Genomic DNA, 12,269 nt, shown 5'->3' with positions numbered 1-12,269 from the left:
TCAGGGAAAAATATCATCAGATGGCTGCTTAAAAAAAGAACAAATGGTAGTGTCCGCTATTGCCAGTACACCTCAAAACACTACGCTAATGAGTTGGGATGCCGTGCTCTATGATCTACGTAGTGAAAAAATTATCAGTAAAGATAATTACTTGACCGACTTAAACCGCAGACATCTTGAACTTGTTCTTCATACTAACCCCAATCCAAGCGGTTCGGTAACGAAGATTTTACGCACTATTTTTACTAAGCAGGTAAAGAGTTTAGGGCCGGAACTCTGTCATTTCTTGCACCATGAACTGACGAAAAAACGTTATGAAGTATGGCATCACTACGATGTACTGCACTACCAGTCATCGTCATTTTCTCGTTCACAATTTAATGCATTGATAAATTTACTGGCGCAACAATCACGCTTCGCTGATCTAAAATTATCAAACTACAAATAACCATCCTCCACGTACTCCCTGAACGATACCCGCCACCCTGCTATCGGCTTGGCATCATCGCGCAGGCCGAAGTTCAGGCAATACAAATCAAAATCCAAGACTATCCAACAAATCGTCCACCTGATCCTGACTGGCTACCACGCCGGCTTTGCTGGTATCGACCTGAGGTCCATTAAGCAAACTCTGGTTTTCACGTTTTGGACGCGACTCCTGTTCCGGGATGTTTTCCAACAGCACCATCAGCAACTGGCGTTCGATCTCCTGAATGACATCCATCATCCGCTTAATAACCTGCCCGGTGAGATCCTGAAAATCCTGCGCCATCATGATTTCCAGCAGTTGCGCGTTAGTAAAGCTGGTATGCGCGGGTACATCTGCCAGAAATTGTCGTGTATCTGTTACCAGTTCACGGGCGTCGGCAAGGTCAATCGGATCGGCAAACCAGTCATCCCAACGTTGGGTTAACGCTTTTGCTGATTTCTCCATTTGATCCTGATGCGGTTGTGACGCCTCAACACTGTTCAGCGCCCGCTCCGCAGCCTGGGCGGTCATCTGCACAACATAGTACAAACGATCGCGCGCATCGGGGATGGCTTCCGCCGCTTCGGCAATGGCCTGAACCAGCCCCAGTTCCCGCAAACTGTCGCGCAGCATATGCGTCAGGCTGCCGATGCGCGCAATGATATCGCCAGCTGAATGCTCGTCAGCAGGTTTGATTGATGGTTGCATCATAGTCGCATCCTCACATGCCCAGTTTCTCAAAGATTTTGTTGAGTTTTTCCTCCAGCGTCGCGGCGGTAAATGGCTTCACCACATAGCCACTGGCCCCCGCTTGCGCCGCAGCAATGATGTTCTCTTTCTTCGCTTCTGCAGTCACCATTAACACTGGCAATGCCGACATCGCGCCATCCGCACGAATTGTTTTCAGCAATTCCAGGCCATCCATATTGGGCATGTTCCAGTCGGAGATAACAAATCCATAACCGCCTGCCTGCAACTTATTGAGAGCGTCGACACCATCTTCCGCTTCCTCAACATTATTGAATCCCAGCTCTTTCAGCAGGTTACGCACTATGCGTCGCATGGTGGAAAAGTCATCCACAACCAAAAATTTAAGTTCTTTATCCGCCATTTCACACTCCTGATTTAAATACGTATCGCCTGTCCGGCACTAATTGTTGCCAACATTTGCTGGCTTACCTGGCTAAGATCGACCACTTCGCAGACACCACCCATATTGATGGCCTCGCGCGGCATGCCGAACACCACGCAACTTGCTTCGTTTTGCGCAAGGGTCCATGCCCCCGCCTGACGCATCGCCAACATTCCCGCCGCGCCGTCGTTGCCCATACCGGTCAGGATCACCCCAACCGCATTACGCCCCGCCTGTTTGGCGACAGAATGGAACAACACATCTACCGAAGGCCGATGACGGTTAACCGCCGGGCCGTCGTGAATTTTGATTTGATAATTTGCGCCACTACGCGCCAGTTCCATATGCCGATCGCCCGGCGCAATATAGGCATGCCCCGGCAAGACACGTTCTCCGTCTTCGGCTTCTTTAACCCCGATCTGGCAAAGCTTATTAAGTCTGTCGGCAAAAGAGCGGGTGAAACCGGGCGGCATATGTTGGGTAATTAACAATGCCGGGCTGGAAAGCGGCAACGGTTGCAGTACGTGACGAATTGCCTCAGTTCCACCCGTTGAAGCACCAATCGCAATCAGTTTTTCAGAACTCAACAACGGCCCTGCCTTCAGCGTTGTCGGTGCTGACAATGGCTTATGTGCTGCAAGGCTCGCCTTTGCTGCCGTACGCACCTTTTCAGCAATCATTTCGCTATACGCCAGCATTCCTTCGCGAATACCCAGTTGCGGTTTGGTGACAAAATCTATTGCCCCCAGCTCCAGCGCGCGCAGCGTGACTTCTGATCCTTTGCCGGTCAAGGAAGAAACCATCACAACGGGCATTGGACGCAAACGCATTAATTTTTCGAGGAAATCCAGTCCGTCCATCCGCGGCATTTCAACATCCAGCGTCAGCACATCGGGATTGAATTTCTTAATCAAGTCACGCGCAACCAGCGGATCAGGCGCGGTCGCCACCATTTCCATGTCGCTATGGCTGTTGATGATTTCTGTCATGATCTGGCGCATCAGTGCCGAATCATCGACAGATAACACCCTGATTTTGCTCATCGTTAATCCTTACTTAGCGCATACACCGTCTGACCACGCAGCGTGAAGCGGCGCTCGAGGTGGCTAAAGTTTTCAGAGTGACCCGCAAACAGCAATCCGTCGGGTTTAAGGAGCGGAACAAAGCGGCGCAAAATCTCCTGCTGGGTAGTTTGATCGAAGTAGATCATGACGTTACGACAGAAGATCGCATCAAACGGCCCCGGCACGGTGTACTGTTTCGCCAGTAAATTCAGCGGGGCAAAATCAACATAGTTCGCCAGCTCCTGACGCACGCGTACCAGCCCTTCATGCGGTCCCGTCCCTCGCATGAAATACCGTTGCAGTTGCTGCGGCGTCAGGTTTTTCAACTCTTCATGGCGATAGATACCGCTTCTGGCTTTTTCCAGCACTTCGGTGTCGATATCACTGGCAAACACTTTCCAGCGTCCGGGCACGGTGCCCAATGTGTCAGCCAGAGTCATCGCAATGCTGTACGGCTCTTCGCCGGTCGAAGCCGCCGCGCTCCATACGCGATCCTCGCCAGAACGGCGACGTGCGTGATCCGCGAGCAGAGGGAAATGATGAGCCTCACGGAAAAATGCCGTCAGATTCGTGGTCAGCGAATTGATAAACGCCTGCCACTCACCGCTGTGCTGATTAGATTCCAGCAAGTTCAGATAATGACCGAAATCCGTCAGTCCCAGAGAACGCAAACGACGAACCAGTCGGTTGTAAACCATGTCGCGTTTATGGTCAGCCAGAACGATCCCGGCTCGTTGATAGATCAATTGACTTATCCGCCGAAAATGCGCGTCGGAAAGCGCCAGGCGCTCGGTCATCTGTAACAATAAAGACGTTTGCCCACAGGGCAGAGATGAAGTCATAGCGCCTTCTCAATCACTTCAGGATACCACTGGCGCAATTTGTAACTGCGCCGACTCATGTCGTGCTACTTCATGTTCTTCAAGGGTAAATACCGCCACACGCGACGAAAGATGGTCGGCCTGATTCGCCAGTTGTTCCGTTGCCACCGCCGCTTCTTCTACCAGCGAGGAGTTCTGCTGAGTCACCTGATCCATCTGGCTGACAGCCTGTGCAACCTGCTCAATCCCCCGCCGTTGTTCTTCCGACGCCGAAGCAATTTCTCCCATAATGTCGTTCACGCGGGTCACCGAACTGACAATATCGGTCATGGTCGCGGCGGCGTTATTCACCAGTTTCGAACCCTGCTGGACACGATTGACTGACTCTTCGATCAGCCCTTTGATCTCTTTTGCTGCCTGCGCGCTACGGCTGGCAAGATTGCGCACTTCACCTGCCACTACCGCAAAACCACGCCCCTGCTCTCCGGCGCGAGCCGCTTCCACTGCCGCATTCAGGGCCAGAATATTGGTCTGGAAAGCAATTCCGTCGATAACGCTGATAATGTCGCCAATTTTTTGCGAGCTGGTGGCGATCTCCTGCATGGTGTGAGTCATGGTACTGACCTGAACACCGCCCGCCTGCGCCGTTGTCGCGGCATTTTTTGCCAGTTCCGACGCCTGTCGTGCGTTATCGGCGTTTTGCCCTACCGTGGCGGTTAATTGCTCCATACTGGCGGCCGTTTGTGCCAGCGATGCCGCCTGCTGTTCGGTACGACTTGAGAGATCGTTATTGCCTGCGACAATCTCCGCGATCCCAATGTGCATCTCATGGCTTCCCTTACGCACATCACTCACCGTCCCACGCAAAGCCTGCTGCATGGTCTTCAGGCTGGCAAAAATGGCGGTGATCTCATTACGACCATATACCGCAATCGGACGCGCCAGATTACCCGCAGCAATGCTGTCAAAATGGCTACCGATAATGGCCAGTGGTTGAACAATCATCTTGCGCGTCCACCACAGCGCACTGCTGATGTAGATCGCCGCAACAATAATCATGCTGATAAACACCAGCGCCGAAATCTGATAGTTACGCTGGCTTTGCGCACTGGCGGCTTCCAGCACATGGTTGATCTCCAGCTGCCAGGCCTCAAAGTTAACGTCAAACGCATTCTGTGATCCCTGCACCGGCGCAGTGAGGAAATCCGAAAGTTGATTACTTTCAAGCCAGGTCGCCTGATGTTCGAGATCGTTGTGCCAGCGGGCAAAACTTTTCTCCGTCTCTTTTTGCAATGCCCTGACGTGCTCGTTGCCCGCAGTCATCGCCATAAAACTTTTAAACAGCGTGGTGGATTGCGTCAGACTGGCGCGCGCCGTCGTCATCAACGTTTTAATGTCATCCGCCGGATAGCTAAGCGCTGTCAGAGTGCCTGCTTTGTTCAGCGCGGTACTGGCCTGTAACATTACCGCCCGAGTTTGCGCTAATGCCGCACGTTGCTGATTGCTCTGCTCGCCGTGATTCAGTCGTTGCAAATCGTCGCGAAATGCCCAAAAAGACATGCCGTTACTGCCAATCTGCAAGATCCCGCAGAGAATCAAAATTAAAAACAGCGTGGTCGAAATTCGAATACGATTAAACATCAACGCTCCCCATCAGGCGGCAATGACCGCGTTAGTAAAAACTCGTCAAAATGTTTCCCAGTTTGGATCTTGTTCAGTAATTCGCAGTCGTGGCTGTGCCGGTGGTTGCTCACTGGCAGGACGGGATGGTGTTTGCGGTTTATTGGTGAGTGGGCTGGCTGCCAGACGGAACGCGGAAACCGCTTGCGTTAAACGACTCGCCTGTTCTTCCAGCGCAGCTGCGGCGGCAGCTGATTCCTGCACCAGCGATGCGTTCTGTTGCGTGACGCGATCCATTTCCGAAACCGCCAATGCGACTTGATCGATGCCACGGCTCTGTTCATCCGATGCCGATGCAATCTCGCCCATAATGTCAGTCACGCGAGTGACAGCATTGACGATATTGTTCATTGTTTCCCCGGCGCTTTCGACCAGCACCGAACCGGTATCAATGCGCGAGACGGAGTCTTCAATGAGGGCTTTGATCTCTTTTGCCGCCAGGGCGCTGCGACTGGCAAGATTACGCACTTCACCCGCCACCACGGCAAAACCACGGCCCTGTTCACCCGCACGCGCGGCTTCAACCGCGGCATTCAGCGCGAGGATATTAGTCTGGAAGGCAATACCGTCGATAACGCTGATAATGTCGGCAATTTTCTTCGAACTATCGGCGATCTCATGCATCGTTTTCACTACGCCATCCACCACTTTGCCGCCGTGCTGGGCGGTGTCGGAGGCACTTTGCGCCAGTTGCGAGGCCTGGCGGGCGTTATCGGCGTTTTGCTTCACTGTCGCGGTGAGCTGCTCCATGCTGGCGGCAGTTTCTTCCAGCGCGGATGCCTGCTGTTCAGTACGGGAGGAAAGATCGGTGTTGCCCGCCGCAATTTCACGGGTACCGGCATAGATGGCATCTGAACCTTCGCGGACATGAGTGACGGTGTCAGTCAAAGAGCGTTGCATATGTGAAACGCTCTGCGCCAGGTCACCCATTTCACTGCGCCCGTCAATGGTCAGGGTATTCGCCAGGTTACCACCGGCGATTTCGCAAATGTGAGCAATAATTTTTGCCAGCGGAGTAAGCAACATACGGCGAATGCCGTACCACGCCACCAGCAGAATCAATACCACCACCAGCGCGATAACCGCCAGTTGCCACTGGGCAAATCGGTAATCATCTGCGTTGTCAGTGACGATATCGCGATACAGTTTTTCACTGCTGAGGGCGTACTGAGCAAACGCTTCGCCCATTGCATTTTGCATTCCCTGGGTTGGCTGAGCGAAATAAGCTCCAGTATTGCCATAATCAAGATAATCAATCAGTTCAGTTAACGCTGTGTAATAGTTTTTATATTTTTCATCAAAATTACGGCTGGTAGCGACCATTTCAGGTAACGGTGCCATGCTTTTGAATTTTTTATAATGCGTCGCGGCCTGGGCCAATGTTTTCCTGGCGCTATCGAGCAATTCAACTTTGGCGTTACTTTGTTGATTGGAGGAATCCATCATCATCCGCACCGCTGAACGACTCAGGTTAATGCGCGTTTGCAGCATTAAATCCCAGGTTGACGTCAGCTCGCCCTGCTGTTCCCGTAATTGATTGGAAACCACAAAGCTCTTCTGGCTATGGTGAAGGGAAGAAAAAAACAAACTGCCGGAAATAAGCTGTAACAGTGCGAATACCCCCAGCACCATTACCAACAGCGTGACTACGCGGATACGGTTAATCATAAGGCACCTTCCTGAAAACAAGTTGATCTCGTTATCGGCAAGAAGGGGGGAAACTTTATTGCTGATGCCACCCGCCGCGAAATTGAAATAAAAAACCCGATGCGCAGATCATCGGGTTCATTTCAATTGAGGAAATCGGGAGAATTACGCCACTTCTGACGCCGCGCTATCTAACAGCGCCATCTCTTCGCTGTTCAGCAGTTTTTCGATGTTCACCAGAATCAACATACGGTCGCCCAGTGCGCCCAGTCCAGTGAGATATTCTGTTGAAAGCGTCACGGCAAACTCTGGTGCCGGACGAATTTGCTCCGCCGTCAATGAAAGCACGTCTGAAACGCCGTCAACCACGATGCCGACCACCCGCTGTCCGAGATTCAGGACGATAACTACCGTGTTGTCGTTATAGTCCACATCCACCTGGCTGAACTTAATTCGTAAGTCAACAATCGGCACAATAACGCCGCGCAGATTCGTGACGCCTTTGATAAACGCTGGCGTGTTCGCAATCCGTGTTACCTGATCGTAGCCACGGATCTCCTGCACTTTCAGGATATCAATACCGTACTCTTCATCACCAAGGGTAAATACCAGAAATTCCTGGCCTGACGGCTCGCTGGCCAGCTTTGTTACATTCGTCATACCGGTCATATTGTTACCTTTTTACTCATTCAGGCGGCGGTGTTCGCCATACGTTGTTCGCGGTTTATCGCCTGCAAGGCGGAGACATCAACAATCAGTGCCACGCTGCCGTCGCCAAGAATGGTCGCAGCAGAAATGCCGGGGACTTTGCGATAGTTACTTTCAAGGTTTTTAACCACAACCTGGTGTTGACCAATTAATTGATCCACCAGCAAGGCGTAGCGGCGACCGCCACTTTGTAAGATCACCACAATTCCCTGGGTGGCTTCGGTTTTCGCGCCCGCGACGTTGAACACTTTCCACAGTTCGACGATGGGCAGATATTCACCCCGCACTTCCAGCACCCGCTCGCCGCCGGCCAGTGGATGGAGATCGGCTTCACGGGGTTGCAGTGATTCCATAACAGCATTCAGCGGCAGAATGAAAACTTCATCCGCAACGCGTACGGACATGCCGTCGAGGATGGCCAGCGTCAGCGGCAGTAAAATGCGGATCGTAGTGCCAGTACCCTGCTTCGACTGGATTTCGACATGACCGCCCATCTCCTGGATATTACGTTTAACGACGTCCATGCCGACGCCGCGCCCGGAGACGTCGGTGACCTGCTCTGCCGTGGAGAAGCCTGGTGCAAATATCAGCATTGCAACTTCGTCGTCGCTCATGTTTTCGCTGACAGTCAAACCTTGCGAGGCCGCTTTTGCCAGAATTCGCTCACGGTTTAGCCCCGCCCCATCGTCGGTCACTTCAATGCAAATGTTGCCGCCCTGATGTTCGGCAGACAGAATTAAATTTCCGACGCTGTTTTTACCTGCGGCGAGCCGTTTTTCTGGCAGTTCAATACCGTGATCGAGGCTATTGCGTACCAGGTGGGTCAGCGGGTCGATAATGCGTTCTATCAGGCTCTTGTCGAGCTCGGTGGAACTGCCCACCAGCGTCAGTTCTACCTGCTTGCCGAGTTTTCCCGCCAGATCACGCACCAGCCGGGGATAGCGACTAAAGACATATTCCATCGGCATCATGCGAATCGACATCACTGATTCCTGCAAATCACGGGCGTTACGTTGTAACTGCCCCATGCTGGTAATCAAATCACCATGATTAACCGGGTCCAGTTCGCTGGAACGCTGGGCAAGCATGGACTGGGTGATAACCAGCTCGCCGACGAGGTTAATTAATTGATCAACCTTTTCTACCGCTACACGGATGCTGGTGGATTCACTGCTGCGCGTCGTTTTTTCCCGCTCCACGCGGCCGGTTGGCGCTTGTTCGGCTGCCAGTTTAAGCACAGGTGGGGTAGCTATTTTTGGCGAAACTTCTACTGTTTCAAAGGTAATCTGATCGGCTTCAATCACAAAACAGAGTACCGCTGTGATGTCATCTTCGGCGATATCGCCCGGTAATATTGCCGAGAGAGAATCCGCCCCTTTCACCACGTCATTTAACGTTGTCAGATGCCCCAGCTCTTCTTCCAGCAGGTCGACTTCGCCGGCCTTCAGGCGCGAAAGGATAATTCGTCGCGGCAACTGACTGCGACTTTGCTCATCTTGCGGTTCACTTTTGGCAACCACACTTAATCGGGTCACTGCGGATGGCGTTTCGCCTTTCGCTTCTAATGCCAGTTGACGCAAGGCCTGGCAGATATAATCGTAGCTGGCGGCATCCGGCTCTTGCGACTGTTTATAAGCGTCGAGCTGTTCTTGCATGATGTCCTTCGTTTCCAAAAACAGATTGATAATGTCGGTGTTGAGTTGCATCTCACCTCGTCTGGCTTCATCGAGCAGGTTTTCCATCAGATGCGTGGTTTCCTGCAAAACGCTGAAGCCAAAAGTTCCTGCCCCTCCTTTGATCGAGTGGGCAGCCCGAAAGATGGCATTCAATTGTTCGGCATCTGGCGCTTCCGGCTGCAAAACCAGCAGATGCTGCTCCATATCAGCCAACAGTTCGTCCGCTTCATCAAAAAATGTCTGATAAAAATCGCTTATATCGATGCTCACGCTGTCACCTCGGTTCGGCTGATGGCATTGTGGGAACACTGACCTGTGGTGCAACCTCAGGTTTTTCTAGGGCGCTTACTGGCTCATTCTGGCTTTCGGCGTTTTCATGCAAAATGGCCTGTTCGGCTTGTTTGTTCAGTACCAACAGGCTGATGCGACGGTTGACGGCATCATCAGGTCCGCGATCGCTTAAGCGCATCGTTGCCGCCATGCCGACGACACGTAACACTTTGCCGCTATCCAACCCTCCGACCATCAGTTCGCGGCGGGATGCATTGGCCCGATCGGCAGAAAGCTCCCAGTTGCTGTAACCTTTCTCACCGCTGGCGTAGGGAAAATCATCGGTATGACCTGAAAGGCTAATACGGTTGGGAATACCGTTCAGCACAGGCGCGATGGCGCGCAGAATGTCGCGCATATAGGGTTCGACATCGGCACTGCCGGTTCTAAACATCGGGCGATTCTGGCTATCGATGATCTGAATACGTAGACCTTCCTGGACCAGATCGATTTTGAGATGGAGACGTAACGCCCGCAGTTTCGGATCGGACTCTATCAACTGGTCGAGATCACCCCGCAATTTCCGCAATCGACTTTGCTCCATGCGTTTTTTCAGCTCTTCGATGTTCGGCTGCTTATTCACTTCCCCCTGGCTTTGGGTGTAATCATCACCACCGCCGGGAATTGGGCTTTCACTATTGGAAATGCGATCGCCGCCCGTAACCGCTGTCGCCAGTGGAGTCCGGAAGTACTCCGCAATCTGAATCAACTCTTTTGGGCTGGAGATGGAGATCAGCCACATCACCAGAAAAAAGGCCATCATCGCAGTCATAAAGTCGGCATAAGCAATCTTCCACGATCCATGTGCTGCCCCGTGGCTTTTGGCTTTGCGTCGTTTGACGACAATAATCGGATGCGCTTGATTCTTCATGCTTCCTCGGTTGTCGTCTGTTGTTGCGGATTTTTCACCGCACGCACATGCTCTTCCAGTTCAATAAACGACGGACGTTCGCTGGAATAGAGCGTTTTGCGACCAAACTCAACGGCGATAGGCGGTGCGTAACCGTTCAGATTAGAAAGCAGAGTGACTTTGACGCACTGCATCATTTTGCTGGTTTCGGCGCTTTTCTGACGTAAAACACTCGCTAGTGGGGAAATAAATCCGTAAGCCAATAAAATACCGAGGAAAGTCCCCACCATCGCATGTGCGATAAGCGCCCCCAGCTCGGCGGCAGGACGATCGGCTGAACCTAACGCGTGAACGCCCCCCATTACAGCCGCGACAATACCAAACGCCGGAAGTGAGTCCCCGACCAGCGCCAGACTGTTCGCCGGGACTTCTGCCTCGCTTTCGTGCGTCTCAATCTCTTCATCCATCAGGGCTTCGATTTCGAAGGTGTTCATGTGACCGCTGATAATCAGGCGCAGATAATCGACGATAAAATCAAGCATGACGCTATCCGCGAGGATGCGTGGGTAGCTGGCGAAGATCTCGCTCTCACGGGGATTTTCAATATCACGTTCCAGCGAAAACATCCCCATCTGCCGCGATTTCGCCATCAACCGATAAAGCAGAGCCAGCAGATCCATATACATTGCTTTGGTGTATTTGGAGCGACGAAACAGCAACGGCAGCGCTTTCAGCGTGCCTTTAATCGCTTTGCCATTATTGCCGACGATAAACGACCCAATCCCTGCACCGGCAATAATCACCAGTTCAGCGGGTTGATAGAGTGCTCCAAGGCTTCCACCGGTCATCAAATAACCGCCGAAAACTGTACCGAGAACAACCAGGTAACCTAATAAGATAAGCACGACATCATCCTTCCACTGTTGACCATGACAGGATGTTCAGTCGTCAGGCGTTAACGCGCGATTGGGGAAAAAAAAAGCAGCGGTACGTCGTTACCGCTGCTGGAATGTTGCGCCACACCGTATCAGTTAAACAGCCTGTACTCTCTGTTCATCCAGCAGTTGTGGGATAATATCGGCAGGATTCTGGGAAAGTTTACGTCTTTTTACTGCCCGGGATGGCGGTTGACATAAGCTGCAGGCAAAGCTGCCAACAGGCTGGTGAGCGTGGGTAATAAAATTGCCGCCGCAGCAGTTGCAGCTGGAAAGTTGCAGTAATCCACTTTCAACAAACCGCACCAATGTCCAGGCACGGGTTAATGCCAGCAGTGGTCCTTCTTCTGCTTGTGGGCACTGTTCAAGGTATAAACGGTAGGCTTTGATCACCGCATCGACGCCATTACACAAACCGGTTTTCAGTAAAAACTGCCATGCATTACAGAACATCGAAGCATGAACGTTTTGTTCCCAGGTCATAAACCAGTCGGTTGAGAATGGCAGCATGCCTTTCGGCGGTGGGCTTCCGCGCAGTTCTTTATAAAGTTTTATCAGGCGTCCGCGACTTAACTGTGTTTCGCTTTCCAGCATCTGCAAACGAGCGCCCAGGGTGATCAATTCCATTGCCAGCTGAATATCCCGCGCTTCCTGAACAATGCTTTTTTCACTCATGATCAGGCCCTTTTCTTGCGCAGCGCTTCTTCAGGCTGATTAACATCATTCAGCAAGCGTGTTGAGAGCATGATGCCGGTATGAATTTGCTGGAGATCGTCAACGCGGGAATCTTGCGTCAACTGAGTAATCGTCTGGTGGCTGTCAAAACGGAAGTGACAAACCAGCTGATTGGTTTCTGCCAGCTTAACCATTTGCGGAAGAGTCGGTAATGCTGCCAACTTACTGATTTAGTGTATGATGGTGATTTTAAGGTGCTTGCGTGGCTTCCATTTCCATCAG

The 12,269-nt window shown here is 52.0% G+C and carries 12 protein-coding genes and 1 pseudogene; 1 reads left to right on the top strand and 12 read right to left on the bottom strand.

Features of this window, described 5'->3' with window-relative positions; all coding sequences use genetic code 11:
• Positions 1 to 448: hypothetical protein (locus ABZJ92_RS17570; protein ID WP_171769157.1), on the top strand; the 448-nt coding region annotated here is incomplete at its 5' end.
• Positions 449 to 535: 87 nt separating this feature from the next.
• Here ABZJ92_RS17570 and cheZ read toward each other — a convergent pair.
• The 12 genes and pseudogenes from cheZ to ABZJ92_RS17510 form a co-directional block, all read right to left on the bottom strand.
• Positions 536 to 1,180, bottom strand: a complete 645-nt coding sequence (cheZ, locus tag ABZJ92_RS17565; protein WP_000983598.1) for a protein phosphatase CheZ — start codon at positions 1,178 to 1,180, stop codon at positions 536 to 538.
• 10 nt (positions 1,181 to 1,190) lie between these two features.
• Positions 1,191 to 1,580, bottom strand: coding sequence for a chemotaxis response regulator CheY (cheY, locus tag ABZJ92_RS17560; protein WP_000763867.1), 390 nt, complete (start codon positions 1,578 to 1,580; stop codon positions 1,191 to 1,193).
• Positions 1,581 to 1,594: 14 nt separating this feature from the next.
• Positions 1,595 to 2,644 carry a protein-glutamate methylesterase/protein glutamine deamidase gene (cheB, locus tag ABZJ92_RS17555; protein ID WP_000036372.1) on the bottom strand — a complete coding sequence of 350 codons (1,050 nt, stop codon included), beginning with the start codon at positions 2,642 to 2,644 and terminating at the stop codon, positions 1,595 to 1,597.
• A 2-nt stretch (positions 2,645 to 2,646) separates the two neighbouring features.
• Complete coding sequence (gene cheR / locus ABZJ92_RS17550) at positions 2,647 to 3,507, bottom strand: protein-glutamate O-methyltransferase CheR (protein WP_000204331.1); 861 nt, start codon at positions 3,505 to 3,507, stop codon at positions 2,647 to 2,649.
• A gap of 18 nt (positions 3,508 to 3,525) precedes the next feature.
• The gene (gene tap / locus ABZJ92_RS17545; protein ID WP_000483183.1) at positions 3,526 to 5,127 is read right to left on the bottom strand and encodes a methyl-accepting chemotaxis protein IV; all 1,602 of its coding nucleotides are present in this window, start codon (positions 5,125 to 5,127) and stop codon (positions 3,526 to 3,528) included.
• A 45-nt stretch (positions 5,128 to 5,172) separates the two neighbouring features.
• The gene (gene tar / locus ABZJ92_RS17540; RefSeq protein WP_000610392.1) at positions 5,173 to 6,834 is read right to left on the bottom strand and encodes a methyl-accepting chemotaxis protein II; all 1,662 of its coding nucleotides are present in this window, start codon (positions 6,832 to 6,834) and stop codon (positions 5,173 to 5,175) included.
• A gap of 144 nt (positions 6,835 to 6,978) precedes the next feature.
• The gene (gene cheW, locus ABZJ92_RS17535; protein WP_000147302.1) at positions 6,979 to 7,482 is read right to left on the bottom strand and encodes a chemotaxis protein CheW; all 504 of its coding nucleotides are present in this window, start codon (positions 7,480 to 7,482) and stop codon (positions 6,979 to 6,981) included.
• 20 nt (positions 7,483 to 7,502) lie between these two features.
• The gene (gene cheA, locus ABZJ92_RS17530) at positions 7,503 to 9,467 is read right to left on the bottom strand and encodes a chemotaxis protein CheA (RefSeq protein ID WP_000020706.1); all 1,965 of its coding nucleotides are present in this window, start codon (positions 9,465 to 9,467) and stop codon (positions 7,503 to 7,505) included.
• 4 nt (positions 9,468 to 9,471) lie between these two features.
• Positions 9,472 to 10,398, bottom strand: a complete 927-nt coding sequence (motB, locus tag ABZJ92_RS17525; protein ID WP_000795618.1) for a flagellar motor protein MotB — start codon at positions 10,396 to 10,398, stop codon at positions 9,472 to 9,474.
• The gene (motA, locus tag ABZJ92_RS17520; RefSeq protein ID WP_000906331.1) at positions 10,395 to 11,282 is read right to left on the bottom strand and encodes a flagellar motor stator protein MotA; all 888 of its coding nucleotides are present in this window, start codon (positions 11,280 to 11,282) and stop codon (positions 10,395 to 10,397) included. The genes motB and motA overlap by 4 nt, the downstream gene beginning before the upstream one ends.
• Positions 11,283 to 11,408: 126 nt before the next feature.
• Positions 11,409 to 11,987: a flagellar transcriptional regulator FlhC gene (flhC, locus tag ABZJ92_RS17515; RefSeq protein ID WP_001291603.1), complete on the bottom strand. Its 579-nt coding sequence runs from the start codon at positions 11,985 to 11,987 to the stop codon at positions 11,409 to 11,411.
• Positions 11,988 to 11,989: 2 nt separating this feature from the next.
• Positions 11,990 to 12,208 (bottom strand): annotated as a pseudogene (locus ABZJ92_RS17510) (flagellar transcriptional regulator FlhD); the annotation flags it as partial.
• Positions 12,209 to 12,269 lie beyond the last annotated feature (61 nt).

It is taken from the genome of Shigella sp. FJ200513 (assembly GCF_040495915.1).
GTDB lineage: Bacteria > Pseudomonadota > Gammaproteobacteria > Enterobacterales > Enterobacteriaceae > ECMA0423.
The sequence above is the reverse complement of the archived record's forward strand: the minus strand, read 5'-3'. Positions and strand labels throughout refer to the sequence as shown.

Excerpts from the sequence above, each read along its gene's own strand:
- cheZ (WP_000983598.1), bottom strand. The coding sequence starts at position 1,180 with ATGATGCAACCATCAATCAAACCTGCTGACGAGCATTCAGCTGGCGAT.
- cheY (WP_000763867.1), bottom strand. The coding sequence starts at position 1,580 with ATGGCGGATAAAGAACTTAAATTTTTGGTTGTGGATGACTTTTCCACC.
- cheB (WP_000036372.1), bottom strand. The coding sequence starts at position 2,644 with ATGAGCAAAATCAGGGTGTTATCTGTCGATGATTCGGCACTGATGCGC.
- cheR (WP_000204331.1), bottom strand. The coding sequence starts at position 3,507 with ATGACTTCATCTCTGCCCTGTGGGCAAACGTCTTTATTGTTACAGATG.
- tap (WP_000483183.1), bottom strand. The coding sequence starts at position 5,127 with ATGTTTAATCGTATTCGAATTTCGACCACGCTGTTTTTAATTTTGATT.
- tar (WP_000610392.1), bottom strand. The coding sequence starts at position 6,834 with ATGATTAACCGTATCCGCGTAGTCACGCTGTTGGTAATGGTGCTGGGG.
- cheW (WP_000147302.1), bottom strand. The coding sequence starts at position 7,482 with ATGACCGGTATGACGAATGTAACAAAGCTGGCCAGCGAGCCGTCAGGC.
- motB (WP_000795618.1), bottom strand. The coding sequence starts at position 10,398 with ATGAAGAATCAAGCGCATCCGATTATTGTCGTCAAACGACGCAAAGCC.
- flhC (WP_001291603.1), bottom strand. The coding sequence starts at position 11,987 with ATGAGTGAAAAAAGCATTGTTCAGGAAGCGCGGGATATTCAGCTGGCA.